The organism is Gelidimonas denitrificans (assembly GCF_055694065.1).
This window is the reverse complement of sequence record NZ_CM146350.1, coordinates 569,436-588,107: the sequence shown is the minus strand read 5'-3', so window position 1 is coordinate 588,107 and position 18,672 is coordinate 569,436. Positions and strand designations below refer to the sequence as shown.

Here is an 18,672-nt window from a genome sequence, read left to right as displayed (position 1 = left end):
ATCCAAATTTCAATCGGAAGTTGCCATTGACCGTGACGAATTCACTAGTGATTCGTCTTAGGCCGTCATAAACACATATGCTGCCAGCAGCGCGCATATGACAATCGAATTGCACAAGGCGAACGCCCAATTCTTTCCAAGACTGATTTGATACAGATCGGCCCCGGCGTAGCGGCTGGCCGTCAGTGACAACACCGAAAACGGCGTCACGCTAGCCGACAATCCCCAGCCCGCCAAAATCGCCGAAATATGGGCAACCGGCGGCAGTCCGAGCACCTCCGGCGTCATGGTCGAAGCCAGAAACACGGCAGACAGCACCGGATGAATGCCACCCACTGCCGCAGCCATGATGCCAAACAATAGAAAACTGAGCCCAAAAAACGGATGCGCGCTCAACGCCCCGCCAATTGCGGTAACCCATGCAGCAGGAAAGGCGTCAGCCAGAATGCTGCCCGCGCATCCGGCCGAGATAAACAATATCGCTTCGCTTGCAAGCGCCGGGAATAACAGCAAGCCCCTGCCCAGTCCGCGCGCCCCATCGGCAAGCCTTTGGCAGGTCTTGCCGGTCGCTGCATGAAACAGCAGTGACGCCGCGGGCGCCAGTAATATGATCGAGGCCGAAATGACGATATGGAGGGATTTGCTTACAAACAGGACCAGCGCCAGAAAAGCCAGCAACAATGCGAACAGCGGCAAGGCCGTTCGCACCAGTGTTAAGGCCGACGTCGCCTTGGCTGCGCCAGGGGTGAGCTGGCTGCCGCGTGAGCGGTTCATCAATGCGCCGACGATAACCGTCAGTTGCCCAACCGCCAGTCCGATCGGAAACACCTCAATCCAGTGCAGGCTCGGATATAGCGCGAGCAAGATTGCCATGTTTCCGAATACCGGACTCCAGCAACTGGCCGCCGCAAAACCGCGCGACACCGCGACTACGGTTGCGGTACGCGTCGCGTTCTTCGCTTCAGCCGTGGGCGCGGCCATGATGAATAGCAGGTTCGCACCGGCCAGCCCCAGAAGACCGGAAAAGAATTGACTCGTGATTGTGAACGCGAGGTAGCGGCGACCCGCCTGACGTTCGCGCAAACCCGCGCCGAGCAACTGGATGCGATCGCTCTGCACCGCACACTGTGCGATGAGCATCACGCTGGCCGTCAGCGAAAGCAGCAAACCGGCGATCAATACGCCACGCTGAATCGCCGCCAAAGGATCTCTGGCGAATGGCACCACCAGCGCCCCGGCCACAAACAAAACGAACGAGGTATTGCGCAAGTTCCGGTTGATGCGCCGATAACCGGCCACGATCAGTACCGACGCCGCCCCCACGGTCGCAACATACAGCGACGCCGGGCCGCCAAATGCTCTTGCCAGAGTGACGGCGATGAGAACAAGGACGGCCGCCATGCCGGCCAAGGGCCCAATACCGATGCGGTGCAGAGCCTCGCCGGGATGATGCCATTGCGAAGACATTGACGGCGCTTGCGCGACACCGCTGGCACCATCGCCGGCGGCGCACGGCATGGCGTCGCTACGGCTTTTTTGCGCACCCGAGCCAACACCTGGCATCGTTATCCGGATCAGCCTGCCGGCAGCGGTTCGCTGGCGCGCATGTCATGTTCCTGCTCTTTTCTTAGTTTCACCATATTCAGAAAACGACACCAAAGCCCCATAGAATTTGACGAAAATACACCGCCTGCAACGGCGTAGAGCGCCATTTTGGCCCTCTTGCCGCCCCTTGGTGAATGTCTCAGGTGATCGGCGCTGGGTTGAACAGTGTCAGCGCGTTGTGCAGCTTCCAGTGTTCGGCCCAGGTCTTCTTGCCACTCGCCACATCCAGCATCAGGTGGAACAGCTCCCAGCCGACCTCTTCGATGCTGGCCTCGCCGGTCGCGATACGGCCAGCATTCACATCCATCAGGTCATGCCAGCGGCGCGCCAGGTCGTCGCGCGTCGCCACCTTAATCACCGGCACCGCTGCCAGACCGTAGGGCGTGCCGCGACCGGTCGTAAAGATGTGCAGGTTCATGCCAGCCGCCAGCTGCAGCGTGCCGCAGATGAAGTCGCTAGCCGGCGTGGCGGCGTAGATCAGCCCCTTCTGCTTGACCTTCTCTCCTGGGGAGAGCACCCCGGAAATGGCGCTGCTGCCGGACTTGACGATTGAGCCCATTGCCTTTTCGACGATGTTCGCCAGGCCACCCTTCTTGTTGCCGGGCGTGGTGTTGGCACTGCGGTCGACTCCGCCTTTTTTCAGGTAATCGTCGTACCAGGCCATTTCGCGGATCATCTCGTTCGCCACCTTTTCATTGATGGCGCGCGCGGTCAGTTGGTCGATGCCGTCACGCACTTCGGTGGTTTCCGAGAACATCACGGTGGCGCCGGCGCGCACCAGCAGGTCGGTCGCATAGCCGACGGCCGGATTCGCCGTCACGCCGGAAAACGCGTCGCTGCCGCCGCATTGCACGCCGACGATCAGGTCGGCGGCGCTGCAGCTTTCACGCCGACGCAGGTTGAGCGCGGCTAGGCGCAGCCGGGCCATCTCCATGATCGAAGTGATCATCGATTCGAAGCCGACATGGGCCTCGTCCTGCAGCACCACGATGTAGGGACCGTTCTGGATCGGGATCGATCCTTCCGGCAACAGACGGGCCGGCTGCAGTTTTTCGCAGCCGAGGCTGACGACCATGGCTTGGCCGCCAAAGTTCGGGTTCAGGCTGATATTGCGCAGCGTGCGGATCGGCACGTCGGCGTTCGGCGCGTCGATGGCGACGCCGCAGCCGTAAGTGTGTTCCAGGCCGATCACGTCATCCACATTCGGATAGTCGGGCAGCAGCTCTGCCTTGATGCGCTTGACCGCATGTTCGACCACGCCGGCTACGCACTGCACAGTGGTGGTGATGGCCAGGATGTTGCGGGTGGCGACCGTGCCATCGGCGTTGCGATAGCCGTCGAAGGTGTAACCCTCGAGCGGCGCTGCCGGTGGCGGCACGCGGGTCGAGATAGGCAAGCCGTCCAACTCACGCGCCGGCGGCATGCGTACCAGCGACTCCTCGATCCAGCTGCCTTGTTGGATATCGCGCAGTGCGTAGCCGATCACGACATCGTAACGGATGATAGCGTCGCCCTCGGCCAGGTCTGCCAGCGCAATCTTGTGGCCTTGCGGCACCCGGTTCTTCAGCACGAACTCGCCGGGAAACTCGGTGCCGGCGGGCAAGCCGCCGTCGTTGACGACAATGGCGACATTGTCGTTGGCGTGCATGCGGATATACAGGGGCTTTGAAGGCGCGGGCGTATAAATGACATTTGACATAACCAATCCTCTAATTGTTGGCAGCTTGCGCTATGGGAGCAACAGGGAGTTGGTCCAGCGGTTTCTTGAATTCAACCCGCTTGATTTCGCCGACGATGAATAGATAACAAAAGATCGCAGCTGCCGCATTGGCGCCGATGAAGACCAGGGCGCCGGCAAAGGAACCGGTCGCCTGCAGGATGTAGCCGATGACGATAGGCGTGGTAATGCCGGCCGTATTGCCAAAAGTATTAAACAACCCACCGCTCAGACCGCCCGCCTCTTTAGGCGAGGTGTCGGAGACCACGGCCCAGCCCAGCGCACCAACGCCTTTCCCGAAAAAGGCCAGCGACATCATGGCAATCACGAGCCAATCAGTCGAAACATAATTGCAAACGACCATGGTCATCGACAGCAGCATTCCGCACACGATCGGGGTTTTACGCGCCACCGAGAGGGAGTAACCTGACTTGATCATACGGTCCGACACAAAACCGCCCAGAATACCGCCCAGAAAACCAGCCACGGCTGGCAAGGCCGCGATGAATCCCGCTTTCAAGATCGTCATGTGGCGCTCCTGCACCAGATAGACAGGGAACCATGTCAGGAAGAAATAGGTCAGCGTCGTGATGCAGTATTGGCCGATATAGACGCCCAGCAGCATACGGTTGCTCAATAGCTCCTTGATGACAGGCCAAGTATTCATTTTCTTGGTCTGGGTGGCATTGCCTGATCCCTCCAGATCAACCAGAGCGCCGCCCGCCTCGATATAAGCCAGCTCTTCCGCGTTGATGCGCGGATGGTCCTTTGGACCATAAATGGTCTTGCGCCAGACAAAGGCCATCACGATGCCCAAGCTGCCCATCACATAGAAAACGCTCTGCCAGCCGTAGGAGTGGACCAGCCAGCCCATCAGCGGCGCAAATAGCACCGTAGCAAAATACTGCGCCGAATTGAAAATAGCGGCCGCAGTGCCGCGCTCGGCGGTTGGAAACCAGGCGGAGGTGATGCGGCTGTTGCCTGGAAAGGAAGGCGCTTCGGCCGCGCCGATTAAAAGGCGCAAGCCAAACAGAACCGCGACTGCGGTACCGCCGGTGAAAAACCCGACCGAGCCCATCATCATGGTAAATACCGACCACAGGAAAATACTGAAAAAATAAGTGATTTTTGAACCGAAACGGTCCAGCAGCCAACCGCCTGGCAATTGCGCCAGCACATACGACCAGGCAAAAGCGGAGAAGACGAATCCCATTTCGACCGGCGACAGGCCCAGCAGCCTCTTAAGCTCGGGACCGGCGATCGAGATCGTGGCGCGGTCGGCGTAGTTGATGGTGGTAATGATGAACAGGATTGCCAGAATGCCCCACCGCACACGGGTTGCCTTAGCGCCGTTGCCGCCGGGTTGTGTAGATTGCTGCGCTTTCATGCTGTCTCCTAGAATGTTGCGAATGGCACTGCATGCACTTCGACGCAGGGCCAACTGGCCGCAACGTCCGTGTTCTTGTTTGCAGGTGACTCAAATATTGGCTGACGGATTCTTTTGTCATCAGTCATCAGACAACTGACGATCGTAGTATAATCAGCTCATTCGGAAATTGCAATCACTGTTCCACTCAAACTTTACATCCAAACCAAGACCATGAATTCCACCCCTGCCCCCTCGGCGCCACCTAAAAAGCATCGCAATCTGGCGCAAGGCGTGGTCGCCTATATCTCCGACAGCATTCGCGACGGCAAGATCATCCCAGGCGGCAAATTGCCGACCGAGTCTGAAATCATGCGCATCCGGGGCGTGAGCCGGACCGTGGTGCGGGAAGCGATTTCGCACATGCAGGCGGCCGGCATGGTGGAGACGCGCCACGGGATCGGCACCTTCGTGCTGGAACCGGCGCTCACCCATCACTTGGGCATTGACCCGAGCACAGTAATCACCATGCGCGACGTGCTGTCCATTCTCGAACTGCGTATCAGCCTCGAGACGGAAGCTGCCGGGCTGGCTGCCAGCCGCCGCAACGACGCGCAGTTGCTGCAACTGCGCGCGGCGCTCGACAGCTTCCAGGCGTGCGCCCGCACTGGCGACGACACGGTGGCGTCCGATATGCAGTTTCACCTGGCGATCGCGCAGGCTTCTGGCAACCGCTACTTCCACGATATTTTGAGTCACCTCGGCACCAACATCATTCCCCGTTCGCGCCTGAACTCGGCCAAGCTCGCGCAGGACGATCCAGCGATCTACATGGAACGCGTCAACCGCGAACACGAAGACATCCTCAACGCGATCGCGCGCCAGGATCCGGAATCAGCGCGCGCTGCCATGCGCACGCATCTGAGCAACAGCCGGGAACGACTGCGCCGCGCCCAGGAGCTGATTGAAGGCGCCAACCGGTAAGCCAGCCCCAACACCCCCCCCGCAGACCACAGCGCCGCGTGCAAGCCGGCGCTGTTTTTCATTGCGACGCATATTTTTCGATGAATACTTGCGCTCACTTAAATCATGTTGTACGATGACTGATAACAAGTAAGGCGTTAGATGTGCGACGCCATCGCTTCCGCTCAACCCTTTATCGGTGCCCCATTATGTTTACTCCAAAAGACCTGAAGCAGATCCTCTCGTCCGGCCTGCTTTCTTTCCCGATTACCGATTTCGACGCCGAAGGCGATTTTGTCGCCAGCACCTACGCCGATCGCCTTGAATGGCTGGCCCCATACGGCGCGACCGCCCTGTTCGTGGCTGGCGGTACCGGTGAGTTTTTCTCGCTCACGCCGGAGGATTACACCCGCGTGGTGAAAGTCGCAGTGGAAACCTGCCGCGGCAAAGTGCCAATCGTAGCCGGCGCCGGCGGCCCGACCCGTACCGCAATCGCCTACGCCCAAGAAGCCGAGCGCCTGGGCGCCCACGGCATCTTGCTGATGCCGCATTACTTGACTGAGGCGAGCCAGGATGGCCTGGTGGCGCACATCGAGGCGGTCTGCAAATCGGTCAGGTTCGGCGTGGTGATCTACAACCGCAACGTCTGCAAACTGAACGCCGAATCGCTATTGATACTGGCCGACCGCTGCCCTAACCTGATCGGCTTCAAGGACGGCGTCGGCGAGATCGAAACCATGGTCACCATCCGCCGCAAGCTGGGTGATCGCTTCACCTACCTGGGTGGCCTGCCGACGGCTGAAGTGTATGCCGCAGCCTACAAGGCGCTCGGCGTGCCGGTGTATTCGTCGGCCGTGTTCAACTTTATTCCGAAGACTGCGATCGAATTCTACGAAGCCATCAAGAACGACGACTTTGCCACTACCGGGCGTTTGATCGACAACTTCTTCCTGCCGTACCTGGCGATCCGCAACAAGAAAGCCGGCTACGCGGTCAGTATCGTGAAGGCCGGCGCCACGTTGGTCGGCCACAGCGCTGGCCCTGTACGGACACCCCTGACCGACCTGAATCCGCAGGAATGCGAGCAACTGGATGCACTGATCAAGGCGCTCGGCCCGCAATAAACACCCGACCGCGCGCACCCGGCACCAGCGCGTGCGGCCCACAAGCTGGCCGACAACCTGTCGCCATACCCCGAACCATACCGGCGCGCCACTGCCTTATCGCTCTGGCGCGTCGCCCCGCATCTGCACTGAGGAGACTATCTTGAACACGAACATCAACATCAACGGCGACATGCTGATCGGCGCCACTACCGTGCATGGCAGCGCGGCCACCTTCCGCGCCATCAATCCCGCCACCGGACTGGAGATGGAACCTGCATTCGGCACCGCTACTGTTGCCGATGCCGAGCGCGCCTGCGCGCTGGCCCAGCAGGCATTCGACACCTACCGCGACACTTCGCTCGACCAACGCGCCGAGTTCCTCGAGCAGATCGCACAGAACATCCTCGACCTCGGCCCCGCGCTGATCGAGCGCGCAATGCAGGAGTCCGGCCTGCCGCAAGCCCGCCTCGAGGGCGAGCGCGGCCGCACCGTCGGCCAGTTGCGCCTGTTCGCCAAAGTAGTGCGCGACGGCCGCTGGCTCGGCGCCGCGCTCGATTCGGCGCTGCCGGAGCGCACTCCGCCGCGTCCCGACCTGCGCCTGCGCAAGATCGGACTGGGTCCGGTGGTCGTATTCGGCGCCAGCAATTTCCCGCTGGCGTTTTCGGTGGCCGGCGGCGATACCGCATCCGCGCTGGCGGCCGGTTGCCCGGTCGTGGTGAAGGCGCATGGCGCCCACCCCGGCACCTCCGAACTGGTCGGCAAGGCGATCCAGGCGGCGGTGGCCAGCAGCGCCCTGCCGGAAGGCGTGTTTTCGCTGATCCATGGCGACGGCCGCACCATCGGCCAGGCACTGGTCACACATCCCGCGATCAAGGCGGTCGGTTTCACCGGCTCGCGCCAGGGCGGCATGGCGCTGGTACGCGCGGCGGCCCAGCGCGACGAACCGATTCCCGTGTACGCGGAAATGAGCAGCATCAACCCGATGTTTCTGCTGCCCGATGCGATGGCCCTGCGCGCGAGCCAGATCGGCAGCGCCTTCATCGACTCGCTCACCCTGGGCTCGGGCCAGTTCTGCACCAACCCCGGCCTGGTGATTGCGCTCGAGGGCAATGCGCTGAACAAATTCTGCGACGCGGCGGTCACCGCCCTGCAGGGCAAGACCGCCAGCACCATGCTCACGCCGGGCATTCACGCCGCGTTCAACAACGGCGTCGAACGGTTGACCAAGGCTGCCGGCGTCACGCTGCTGGCACGTGGCCAGAGTGGCGCCAGTGCGTGCGCCGGTCAGGCCGCCCTGTTCATCACCGATGCTGCCAACTTCCTGTCTCACCCTGAGCTGGAAGAAGAAATCTTCGGCGCCAGCTCTCTTATCGTCCGCTGCCGCGATAGCAGCCAGTTCAAGCAGATCGCGGAATATCTGGACGGCCAGCTGACCATCACCATGTTCCTGACCGAGAACGACCGTGCCACAGCACAGGCCTTGTTGCCCACGCTCGAGCGCAAGGCCGGCCGCATCCTGATCAACAGCTATCCGACCGGGGTCGAAGTGTCGCATGCGATGGTGCATGGCGGCCCCTTCCCCGCCACCTCGGATAGTCGCAGCACCTCAGTCGGCGCGAGCGCGATTGACCGCTTCCTGCGGCCGGTCAGCTACCAGGACCTGCCGTCCTGGTTGCTGCCGGCCGCCCTGCAAGACAACAACCCGCTCGGCTTGTGGCGGGTGCGCGACGGCGAGCTGGTTCAATCCTGACGCGGGGCAATACCGCAGTTTCATTCTAAAAATGGGCAGGCCGCCCTCATGCAAGGGCTAGAGACATGAACAAAACGATCCTAGCGGCAGCCATCCCGGGCGTGCGCCACACGTTCTGACGAAAAAATCCCGCGTGCCCATTTTCAATTGGGCCCGCGGGTTAGCCGGTTTTTGAGCCGCGCCAGTGCGAACAGCATAGGCGCGGCTTTTGTTTTGGTTCGCGCTCAGTGAGACGGCAGCGCGTCGGCGGTAATGAAGACCGCCCTGAAGTCGTTCACGTTGGTCAGCGTCGGCCCACAGACAACCGAATCGCCAAGCGCCTGGAAGAAGCCGTGGCCGTCGTTGTTGTCCAGACATTCGCGCGGGTTCATTCCCATGGCCCAGGCGCGTGCCAGCGAGTCGGGCGCACAGTAGCCGCCGGCGATCTCTTCCTGGCCGTCCACGCCATCCGTATCGCAGGCAATTGCATGAATGCCGGGATGACCGCCCAACGCCAGGCCCAGCGACAGCAGGAACTCGACATTGCGGCCGCCGCGCCCGTTGCCGCGCACGGTGACGGTGGTTTCGCCGCCGGACAGCAGTACGCACGGCGGCGTGAACGGCTGCCCGCGGCGCGCCACCTGGCGCGCAATGCCGGCCATGACAATGCCGACGTCGCGCGCTTCGCCTTCGATACTGTCGCCAAGGATGTGCGCTGTCACGCCGGCCGCACGTGCTACCGTGGCCGCCGCTTCCAGCGCCATCTGCGGCGTGGCAATCATGCGCGTCTCGCTATTTGCCAGGCGCGGGTCGCCCGGCTTGACCGTTTCTCCACGCCCGCTTGCGAGCAACGCTTGCAAGTTCGGCCGCACCTCGATCCCGTAGCGACGCAGGATCGCGAGCGCATCGGCACAGGTGGTCTTGTCGGCCGTGGTCGGACCGCTTGCGATGTCGGCCGGATCGTCGCCCGGCACATCCGAAATCAACAGTGTTACCACCTTGGCCGGATAGCAGGCTGCGGCCAGTCGCCCGCCCTTGATTGCCGACAGGTGGCGCCGCACGCAGTTCATTTCACTGATGGTGGCGCCACTCTTCAACAGTGCTTTGTTTATTTCCTGCTTGTCCGCAAGTTGCAGGTCTTCATGGGGCATGACGAGCAGTGACGAGCCGCCACCGGAAATCAGGCAAAGCACCAGATCATCGGCGCTGAGACCCTGGACCAGATCCCGGATGCGTCGGGCGGCAACAAGGCCAGCGGCATCCGGCACCGGGTGGGCCGCCTCAACGATCTCAATGCGTTGGCACGGCACCTTGTAACCGTAGCGCGTGACCACGAGTCCGGTAAGCTCCCCCGGCCAGTGCTGTTCGACGACCCGGGCCATCTCCGCCGACGCCTTGCCGGCGCCGATGACCAGGGTTCGGCCGCGCGGAGCGGCCGGCAGATGCGGCGGCAGGCAATGCGCCGGCTGCGCGGCGTCGACAGCGGCGTCGAACATCCGCCGCAGCAGCGCAAGAGGAGTAGTCATGCCTGGCTCCTACTGCGGTATTGCCGCGCCGATTTCGAAGTTCGCCATGATCTCCAGCGCGCGCACCAGGGCCGAATGGTCCCACGCTTTGCCGCCGTGGGCTGCGCAGGAGTTGAAGAGTTCCTGGGCCGTCGCGGTGTTGGGCAGGGACAGGCCCGCTTGCCGGGCACTGGTGAGCGCCAGGTTCAAGTCTTTCTGGTGCAGCTCGATGCGAAAACCTGGCTCGAAGGTGCGCTTGATCATGCGCTCGCCGTGCACCTCGAGGATGCGCGACGCGGCAAAACCGCCCATCAGCGCCGTCCTCACCTTGGCCGGGTCGGCGCCCATTCTTGACGCAAACAGAAGCGCCTCGCCCACCGCTTCGATATTGAGCGCGACGATGATCTGATTGGCCACCTTGGTGGTCTGCCCATCGCCATTGCCGCCCACCAGGGTGATGTTCTTGCCCATCAACGCAAAGAGCGGCTTGACCGTGGCGAATGCGCCTTCTGGACCGCCCGCCATGATGGTCAGGCTCGCAGCCTTGGCGCCCACTTCGCCGCCGGACACGGGCGCATCCAGATAATCACAGCCGAGTTCGTTGATGCGGGCCGCAAACTGCTTGGTTTCGATCGGCGAGATCGAGCTCATGTCCACCACGATCTTGCCAGCCGTAAGGCCTTCGGCGACACCACCCGCATTAAACAGGACCGCGGCCACATCCGGCGTATCCGGAACCATCATGATGATGATGTCGGCTTTTTCCGCGACTTCCTTGCCCGAGGCGCAACTGATCGCACCGTGCTCCGTGAGTTCTGCGGGAAGCATCTTGCGAGCATGGACGTACAGCTCGTGGCCGCCCTTGAGGATGTGCGCCGCCATGGGCGAGCCCATGATGCCGAGGCCGATAAATCCGACTTTACTCATAGTATTTCTCCTTGATTCAGACGATGTGATTGTTAGGGCCGCACGCTCATGCGACGCGCTTGAATTTGGCGGCAAGGGCTTCCGCGCCACGCGCCAGGATGCCGATGTCGCTGCCCACGGCGATGTAGGTGCAGCCGATCTCGATGTAGCGGCGCGCCAGCGCTTCGTCGCCCGTCAGTATCCCGGCCGCCTTGCCGCAGGCGCGGATGCGTTTGATCGCATCTTCGATCGCGGCCACCACCTCCGGATGTTTCGGGTTGCCGATATGGCCCATCGCGGCCGACAGGTCGCCGGGGCCGATGAAGACGCCATCGACGCCTTCCACGGCGGCGATCTGCTCAATGTTGGCAAGCGCGTGCGGGGTCTCCACCTGCACCAGCACACACAACTCTTCCTCGCAGCGAGTGGCGTAGTCCTTGACGCGGCCGTAGTCCGATGCCCGCGCCGCGACTGAAAAGCCGCGCACGCCGAGCGGCGGGTAGCGCGTCGCCGCGACCGCATTGCGCGCCTCTTCCGCGTCCTGCACAAAAGGAATCAGCAGGGTCTGCACGCCAATGTCGAGGAAACGCTTGATGGCGACGGTATCGTTCCAGGCCGGGCGCACGATCGGGTGTGCGTTGCCCTGTGCGATCGCCTGCAACTGCGCGTGAACCATCGGCAGTTCGTTGGGCGAGTGCTCAGTGTCGAGCAGCAGCCAGTCAAACCCGGAATTGGCCAGCACCTCCACAGTGATGTTGTTCGACAGACCGGACCAGAGCCCGACCTGCAGCTGGCCGCTCTTGATCGCGCGCTTGAAATGGTTGATCGGTAGGTTCATTTTCTTGTCTCCTGAATGTGGGTTGATTGAATACAAAAGCGGGCCATCAACTACCGGGCTGCCAGAACAGGTTCGGCAGACCCCGCACTGCGCTGTCCGTTCGGTGCGTCGAGTTTGAAGATGCTGACCGTGTCGGCCAGCCTGGTTGCCTGCATCTGCAGCGATTGCGCAGCTGCCGCAGCCTGCTCGACGAGGGCCGCATTTTGTTGGGTGACTGCATCCATCTGGATAATCGCATGATTGACTTGCCCGATGCCGGCGCTCTGTTCCTGGCTGGCATCGGCGATTTCACGCACGATGTCGGTCACGCGTTTGACGCTGGCCACCACCTCGCCCATCGTGGCGCCGGCTTGCTCGACCAGCTTGCTGCCTGAGCTGACCTTGTCGACTGAATCGTCGATCAGCCCCTTGACTTCCCTCGCCGCCGCAGCACTGCGTTGCGCCAGATTGCGCACTTCACTGGCGACGACGGCGAACCCGCGGCCCTGTTCGCCGGCGCGTGCCGCCTCCACCGCCGCGTTCAATGCCAGGATATTCGTCTGGAACGCGATGGCGTCAATCACGCTGATGATATCGACGATCTTCTTCGACGAGACACTGATCGCGTTCATGGTATCGACCACCTGCGCCATGACCGCCCCGCCCTGGAGCGCCGTGGCTGATGCCGAACCGACCAGCCGATTGGCCAGCAGCGCATTCTCGGCATTCTGTTTGACAGTGCTGGTCAATTCTTCCATCGATGCCGCAGTTTGTTCCAGCGCGCTGGCCTGCGATTCGGTACGCGACGACAAATCCATATTGCCTGTTGCGATTTCCTGCGCGCCATCGGTAATGATGTCCGCGCCGCTGCGCACCTGCGACACGGTCAGCACCAGACCTTGCTGCATGTTGTGTATCGCGGCGAACAGGCGCCCGATTTCATTGCGGCCGTATTCCGTGATGTGCGTCGTCAGGTCGCCTTGCGCCACCTGATCGAGCAGGTCCACCGCCTGGTTCAGCGGCGTCGTCACGATGCGCTTGAGTAGCCAGTGCATGAGCCCAACGCCGGCTATCGCCACGCACAGACCGGCCAGCACCAGCCAGACGACCATTTGATACTCGCGCTCACGCCGCTCCACCAGGTCTTCGGCCAGGCTGCTGGTGAGCTTCTGGAATTTCTCGAGCAGGACGGAAAAGGCGGCGCCGTCGGCCGTTATGTCCTTGCCGTTGATGGCCGAATAGGCATCGGCGTCGTTGTCGCGCAGTGCGTTCATGGCATTGCTCAGGGTGGCCGACAAGCGCAGGCCGGCATCGGTCAGCGCAGCTTTCAGTGCATCGTCCTGTCCTTCAAAAGCCGGCGCCTGGCGGAAGTCCGCCAATTGCCTGAGCGTGCGATCGTAGCTGGCTTGCGCGCTTTTTAGCGCCGAGTTTTTCGTCTCCTGGTCGTTCTTTTCCTTGAGCGCGCCATGCGCGCGCACCAAAGCCGACCGCGTGCGCGTCGTGTCCTTGTAGGCGTCATTGATGCTCATCGCGCGCACCGATATCTGATGCACCAGTGCCGTCGATTGATTGGCACGCGCGAGTGCGACGATCCCGCATCCGGCGCCAATCACAAGCATCAATGAAAACAGGCAGAGTGCGCTCATCAGGCACGAACGAACGGTAATATTTTTCACCATATCTCCAAAACATATTTGTCCGCAGCCCGCTTTGCAGTGGGCTTGTGCGGTTGCGCTGACCGGAACCGTCGGCTCACGGTCAGCGCTCCTGACAGCCGCCGTTTGGCCAGGTCAGCGCACGAAGCTCGGGCGTTTGTTGTCAAACTTCCAGTCAGGAATGAAGTACTGCATCGCGATCGCGTCATTGCGTACGCCCAGACCCTTGCTTAGGTATAGCTGGTGGGCAGCCTCGATGGCGTCCATGTCCGCTTCGATGCCCAAGCCTGGTTTGGCCGGCACCTCGATCATGCCGCCGACGATCTGCAGCGGTTCGATCGTCAGGCGCTGGCCATCCTGCCAGATCCAGTGCGTGTCGAGCGCCGTGATGCGCCCCGGCGCGGCAGCCCCGACCTGGGTGAACATGGCCAGCGAAATGTCGAAGTGGTTGTTCGAATGCGAGCCCCAGGTCAGGCCCCACTCGTGGCACATCTGCGCCACCCGCACCGAGCCCTGCATGGTCCAGAAGTGCGGATCGGCCAGCGGGATGTCAACCGATTGCAGCTGGATCGCGTGGCCCATCTCGCGCCAGTCGGTGGCGATCATGTTGGTGGCGGTCGGCAGGCCGGTGGCGCGACGGAATTCGGCCATCACTTCGCGTCCTGAATAGCCGTTCTCGGCGCCGCACGGATCTTCCGCGTAGGCCAGCACATGGTGCTGGTCGCGACACAGGCGGATCGCTTCCTGCAGCGACCAGGCGCCGTTCGGGTCGAGCGTGATGCGGGCGTCGGGGAAACGTTCCGCCAATGCAGTGACGGCGTCGATTTCTTCCTCGCCGCGCAGTACGCCGCCTTTCAGCTTGAAGTCGTTGAAGCCATAGCGCGCGTAGGCCGCTTCGGCAAGGCGCACCACCGCTTCCGGCGTCATCGCCTGTTCGTGGCGCAGGCGCAGCCAGTCGTCGCCCGCCTCAGGATCGCTCGCATATTCCAGATCAGTGGCGCTGCGGTCGCCGACGTAGAACAGGTAGCCCAGCATCTCGACCTTGTCGCGTTGCTGGCCGTCGCCCAATAGCGCGCATGCGGGCACGTTGAGGAATTTGCCCAGCAGGTCGAGCAGCGCCGCCTCCAGCGCGGTGACGGCATGGATGGTGATGCGCAAGTCGAAGGTTTGCAGACCGCGGCCGCCTGCGTCACGGTCGCGGAAGGTCTCGCGCACCTTGTTGAGCACGCCGTGGTAGTTGCCAATCGACTGGCCGACCACCAGTTGGCGTGCGTCCTCCAGCGTCTTGCGGATCGGTTCACCGCCCGGCACTTCGCCTAGACCGGTGTTGCCGGAACTGTCGGTCAGGATCACGATATTGCGGGTGAAGTAAGGACCGTGCGCACCGCTCAGATTGAGCAGCATGCTGTCGCGTCCGGCAACCGGGATGACGCGCATTTCCGTGACGATGGGTGTGCCAGCTTGGGCGTGTGTTGCGTTGGTATAGGTCATGATTGCCTTTCTGTATCCATAAAATTTCGGGCGCCCTGCTCGGCTCAAAGGGCCGGGGCGTGTCTTGCGCATCCGTCGTCACACCGAAACGGTGACTGCGCTGCTATTGACTCAAGTTATCAGTCGTCGTACAACATGGAAAGAGTATAGTGAGGCCTTTTGAATTTTGCAATCAATCTCTCGTGAGATATTTTATATATGGCAGCATGGACGATGGGGCGAAGGGGCGAAGGGGCGAAGGGGATATTGCCGGAAGATCAATCACCAGACGTAAAATTTAGTTGTCCGACGTCCTATGATGTAGCACGGCTTCTTAACGCGTACAAATTGAAATATCCGGCGCCGCATCAGGAGCTGCAATCGGCTGAGTTGGTTTAGTTTGGTTTCGTTTTCGGAATACGGCCGCCATATATACAAGCAAGTGTATTTTTATATTGCACAATTAATATATGCGTGAATTACGGTATTTTTAAGCATACTCCTTCATTTCACGGGGACAGGGAGAGTTTCGCCCCACACTTTTCAGGCCGCCTGGCAAACCGGCATTGCGGGCAAATTTCGGCCGCAATGCCAGCCGGCGAAACATGCAGGCTAGGTGTGAGCCGGAAACGCCGAACGCCCCCGATAAACCGCATCGGCACCGAGCTCCGCTTCGATCAGCAGCAAGCGGTTGTATTTGGCGACCCGATCGGTGCGACAAAGCGAGCCGGTCTTGATCTGCGTCGCCGTGGTGCATACGCTCAGATCGGCAATCGTCGTGTCCTCGGTTTCCCCCGAGCGATGGGAAATGACCGCGCTATAGCCGGCGTGCTCTGCCATTGTGATGGCGGCCATCGTCTCTGTGAGAGTACCGATCTGATTGAGCTTGATCAGAAAAGCGCCGGCTTCAGGTGATCTGCGTAATGCGTAACAAATTGGTGGTGCCGGAGGTGCCGAACGGCATGCCAGCCGTAATCACGATCACGTCACCGGCCTGCCCAAAGCCTTGCTTGCGCGCGGTATCGCAGGCCAGGTCGCTCATCTCTTGAACATCTGCGACTTCGTGACAGAGCACCGGGTACACGCTCCACGCCAGCACCAGTTTGCGTGCTGTGGCGAGTCGCGGCGTCATGCCAATGATCGGCGCCTGCGGCCGCTCGCGCGCCATGCGCAGGGCCGAATAACCGGAACTGGTATAAGCCACGGAGGCGGCAACCGGCAGTACGCTCGATACCCGGCGCATCGCTGCGCCAATTGCATCGGCCATATCGGCACAGTGCGGCGGCTGCGAGGCATCGAGCGCTTCGCGGTAGTGCGGGTCAGCTTCAGTCTGGGTGATGATGCTGTTCATCATGCGCACAGCTTCGAGCGGATACTTGCCAGAGGCAGATTCGGCCGACAGCATTACCGCATCGGCGCCGTCGTAGATGGCGGTGGCGACGTCCGAAGCTTCGGCGCGAGTCGGCACCGGGGCGCTGACCATCGATTCGAGCATCTGGGTGGCAACGATCACCGGCTTGCCGGCCTTGCGGCAGGCGCGAACGATGCGTTTCTGAATGGCGGGCACCTGTTCGGGCGGCATCTCGACTCCCAGATCACCCCGCGCGACCATGACCGCATCGCTTTCTTCAACGATAGCGTCGAGACTGCCGATGGCCATCGGCTTTTCCAGCTTTGCGACGATGCCGGCGCGGCCCTTGACGATGGCCTTGATCTCGATGATGTCCTCGGCGCGCTGTACAAATGACAAGGCGATCCAGTCGATCCCCAGCGTCAGACCGTAGTTAAGGTCGGCCCGATCTTTCTCGGTCAGCGCGGAGAGCGGCAAAACGACACCAGGAACATTCACGCCCTTGCGGTCGGACACCACGCCCCCCGCGATGACGCGGGTTTCGGCGAAGTCCTTGCCGCATTTCTCGACCCGCAGGCGGACTCGTCCATCATCGACCAGCAAGTCAGTGCCCTCTTCCAGCGCCGCAAAAATCTCCGGGTGCGGCATCGGCGCACGCGTCTGGTCACCCAGCCTGTCACGATTCAGGTCAAGCCGGAAACTAGCGCCTTCCTCAAGCCGCACCGGTCCGTTGGCGAAGGTGCCGAGGCGCAGCTTGGGGCCTTGCAGATCGAGCAGCACGCCGATCGGACGCCCCGTTTCACGCTCGATTGTCCGAATGATATCCAGGCTGCGCTTATGATCAGCATGCGTACCGTGACTGAAATTCAGGCGGAAAACGTCGGCGCCGGCCTCGAACAGGGCTTGAATAGTTTCTTTGTTGGAACTGGCCGGCCCGAGGGTGGCGACGATTTTGGCATTGCGATTGCGATACATATCTGGATTCCTTGGATGCTGCGAGTGTTAATCCGCCATTTCGCGGGTAATGAGAATGGCGCGAAAGTCGTTCACGTTGGTCAGTGTCGGGCCGGTCACGACCGAGTCGCCGAGCGCGCTGAAAAAGCCGTGGCCATCGTTGTTATCGAGACTTTCCCTGGGCCGGAGGCCTTGCGCCCAGGCGCGCTGCAGCGAATCCGGGGCGAGATAGCCGCCAGCGATTTCTTCCTGCCCATCCACGCCATCGGTGTCGCCCGCCAAAGCGTAAATTCCCGCCTGGCCATCCAGCGCAATGCCCAACGCGAGGAGGAATTCGACATTGCGCCCGCCGCGTCCATTGCCGCGCACCGTGACGGTTGTTTCGCCGCCGGAGAGCAATACGCAAGGGGCAGCGAAAGGCTGGCCGTGCCTGGCGACCTGCCGCGCGATTCCGGCCATCACCGTGCCCGCATCGCGCGCTTCTCCTTCGATCGAATCGCCCAGGATGTGGCTCGCCAATCCGCTCTGGCGGGCAATCTCGGCGGCCGCTTCCAGGGCCATTTGCGGCGTGGCGATCAGGTGTGTTTCAATCTCGGGCAGGCGGGCATCCCCGGGCTTGAGCGACTCGCCCTCAGCGCTACCCAGCAGGTCGAGCACACGCTGCGGCACGTTGATAGCGTAGCGGCGCAGGATGGCGATGGCGTCGCCGCAGGTGGTCGGGTCCGCGACAGTGGGGCCCGAAGCGATGTTGATCGGGTCGTCGCCGGGGACGTCCGAGATGATGAGGTTCACGACCCGAGCCGGGTAGCAGGCGGCGGCCAGACGGCCACCCTTGATCGCTGACAGGTGGCGACGCACACAATTCATTTCCGCAATCGTGGCGCCGCTCGTCAGCAGCGATCGGCTGACCGCCTGCTTGTCTTCCAGCGTAAGTCCGGCGGCAGGCAGGGGCAATAGCGACGAGCCGCCGCCGGAAATGAGGCACAGCACGAGATCGTCGGCGCTCAGTCCCGAGACGAGTGACAGCATGCGTTTAGCGGCCGCATGTCCGGCGGAGTCCGGAACCGGGTGGGCGGCTTCGACGATTTCGATGCGCTCGCAAGACACCCCATAGCCGTAACGGGTTACTACCAGGCCTTCGAGCGGCCCGGGCCAGTTATCTTCGACTGCGCGCGCCATCGCGGCCGAAGCCTTGCCGGCGCCAATGACAACCAATCTGCCGCGCGGTGGCTCCGGCAGATAACGCGGTATGCATAAATCGGGCTGCGCTGCGGCAACCGCCGCGTCAAACAGCCGCCTTAACAAATTCCGCGCACCGCCGGATTCTACGGCGGGTAGCGGCTCTAATTTTTTGGCGGCACCAGCACGAGATGGAGTCGGCTCATCCAGCACTTTTTTACCGACTCCTACTCCTTCTTCGCCAACGGGGGCGATCCTCTTGGCTTGCATATCAATTTTCCTTTCACGACAGGCTGCTTGCGTTCATAACTTTGCCTCCGCCAGATAGCCGCGGGGGCAAATCTGGGCT

The 18,672-nt window shown here is 61.8% G+C and carries 14 protein-coding genes and 1 pseudogene; 3 read left to right on the top strand and 12 right to left on the bottom strand.

The features are described 5' to 3' along the window. Window positions 1-57: 57 nt before the first annotated feature. The 4 genes from FKCLFG_RS02760 to FKCLFG_RS02745 are packed head-to-tail and all read right to left on the bottom strand — an operon-like array spanning window position 58 to window position 4,709. Window positions 58-1,563, bottom strand: a complete 1,506-nt coding sequence (locus tag FKCLFG_RS02760; RefSeq protein WP_472614707.1) for a hypothetical protein — start codon at window positions 1,561-1,563, stop codon at window positions 58-60. 11 nt (window positions 1,564-1,574) lie between these two features. Next, window positions 1,575-1,712 carry a hypothetical protein gene (locus FKCLFG_RS02755; protein ID WP_472614706.1) on the bottom strand — a complete coding sequence of 46 codons (138 nt, stop codon included), beginning with the start codon at window positions 1,710-1,712 and terminating at the stop codon, window positions 1,575-1,577. A 32-nt stretch (window positions 1,713-1,744) separates the two neighbouring features. Next, window positions 1,745-3,304, bottom strand: a complete 1,560-nt coding sequence (gene garD, locus FKCLFG_RS02750; protein ID WP_472614705.1) for a galactarate dehydratase — start codon at window positions 3,302-3,304, stop codon at window positions 1,745-1,747. A 10-nt stretch (window positions 3,305-3,314) separates the two neighbouring features. Beyond that, window positions 3,315-4,709, bottom strand: coding sequence for an MFS transporter (locus FKCLFG_RS02745; RefSeq protein WP_472614704.1), 1,395 nt, complete (start codon window positions 4,707-4,709; stop codon window positions 3,315-3,317). Window positions 4,710-4,922: 213 nt separating this feature from the next. Between FKCLFG_RS02745 and FKCLFG_RS02740 the strand changes: the two genes are divergently transcribed. The 3 genes from FKCLFG_RS02740 to FKCLFG_RS02730 all read left to right on the top strand — a co-directional run bounded on the left by FKCLFG_RS02740 (window position 4,923) and on the right by FKCLFG_RS02730 (window position 8,507). Beyond that, window positions 4,923-5,672 (top strand): FadR/GntR family transcriptional regulator, encoded by a 750-nt coding sequence (locus FKCLFG_RS02740; protein ID WP_472614703.1) that lies wholly within the window; start codon window positions 4,923-4,925, stop codon window positions 5,670-5,672. Window positions 5,673-5,860: 188 nt separating this feature from the next. Continuing rightward, window positions 5,861-6,775, top strand: coding sequence for a 5-dehydro-4-deoxyglucarate dehydratase (gene kdgD / locus FKCLFG_RS02735; RefSeq protein ID WP_472614702.1), 915 nt, complete (start codon window positions 5,861-5,863; stop codon window positions 6,773-6,775). A 154-nt stretch (window positions 6,776-6,929) separates the two neighbouring features. Then, window positions 6,930-8,507 (top strand): aldehyde dehydrogenase (NADP(+)), encoded by a 1,578-nt coding sequence (locus FKCLFG_RS02730; protein ID WP_472615774.1) that lies wholly within the window; start codon window positions 6,930-6,932, stop codon window positions 8,505-8,507. 224 nt (window positions 8,508-8,731) lie between these two features. Here FKCLFG_RS02730 and FKCLFG_RS02725 read toward each other — a convergent pair whose 3' ends face one another. The 8 genes and pseudogenes from FKCLFG_RS02725 to FKCLFG_RS02690 all read right to left on the bottom strand — a co-directional run bounded on the left by FKCLFG_RS02725 (window position 8,732) and on the right by FKCLFG_RS02690 (window position 18,593). Continuing rightward, window positions 8,732-10,012 (bottom strand): glycerate kinase type-2 family protein, encoded by a 1,281-nt coding sequence (locus FKCLFG_RS02725; protein WP_472614701.1) that lies wholly within the window; start codon window positions 10,010-10,012, stop codon window positions 8,732-8,734. A 9-nt stretch (window positions 10,013-10,021) separates the two neighbouring features. Further along, window positions 10,022-10,918, bottom strand: a complete 897-nt coding sequence (locus FKCLFG_RS02720) for a 2-hydroxy-3-oxopropionate reductase (RefSeq protein ID WP_472614700.1) — start codon at window positions 10,916-10,918, stop codon at window positions 10,022-10,024. Between the two features lie 46 nt (window positions 10,919-10,964). Next, window positions 10,965-11,735, bottom strand: coding sequence for a 4-hydroxy-2-oxoheptanedioate aldolase (gene hpaI, locus FKCLFG_RS02715; RefSeq protein WP_472614699.1), 771 nt, complete (start codon window positions 11,733-11,735; stop codon window positions 10,965-10,967). Between the two features lie 50 nt (window positions 11,736-11,785). Next, on the bottom strand, window positions 11,786-13,390 hold the full coding sequence (locus FKCLFG_RS02710) for a methyl-accepting chemotaxis protein (RefSeq protein ID WP_472614698.1): 1,605 nt from the start codon (window positions 13,388-13,390) through the stop codon (window positions 11,786-11,788). Window positions 13,391-13,504: 114 nt separating this feature from the next. Continuing rightward, on the bottom strand, window positions 13,505-14,860 hold the full coding sequence (gudD, locus tag FKCLFG_RS02705) for a glucarate dehydratase (RefSeq protein ID WP_472614697.1): 1,356 nt from the start codon (window positions 14,858-14,860) through the stop codon (window positions 13,505-13,507). A 591-nt stretch (window positions 14,861-15,451) separates the two neighbouring features. Beyond that, window positions 15,452-15,745, bottom strand: a pseudogene (gene eno / locus FKCLFG_RS02700) (phosphopyruvate hydratase); the annotation flags it as partial. A 1-nt stretch (window position 15,746) separates the two neighbouring features. Next, window positions 15,747-17,165, bottom strand: a complete 1,419-nt coding sequence (gene pyk, locus FKCLFG_RS02695; RefSeq protein WP_472614696.1) for a pyruvate kinase — start codon at window positions 17,163-17,165, stop codon at window positions 15,747-15,749. Between the two features lie 27 nt (window positions 17,166-17,192). Beyond that, window positions 17,193-18,593, bottom strand: coding sequence for a glycerate kinase type-2 family protein (locus tag FKCLFG_RS02690; protein WP_472614695.1), 1,401 nt, complete (start codon window positions 18,591-18,593; stop codon window positions 17,193-17,195). Window positions 18,594-18,672 lie beyond the last annotated feature (79 nt).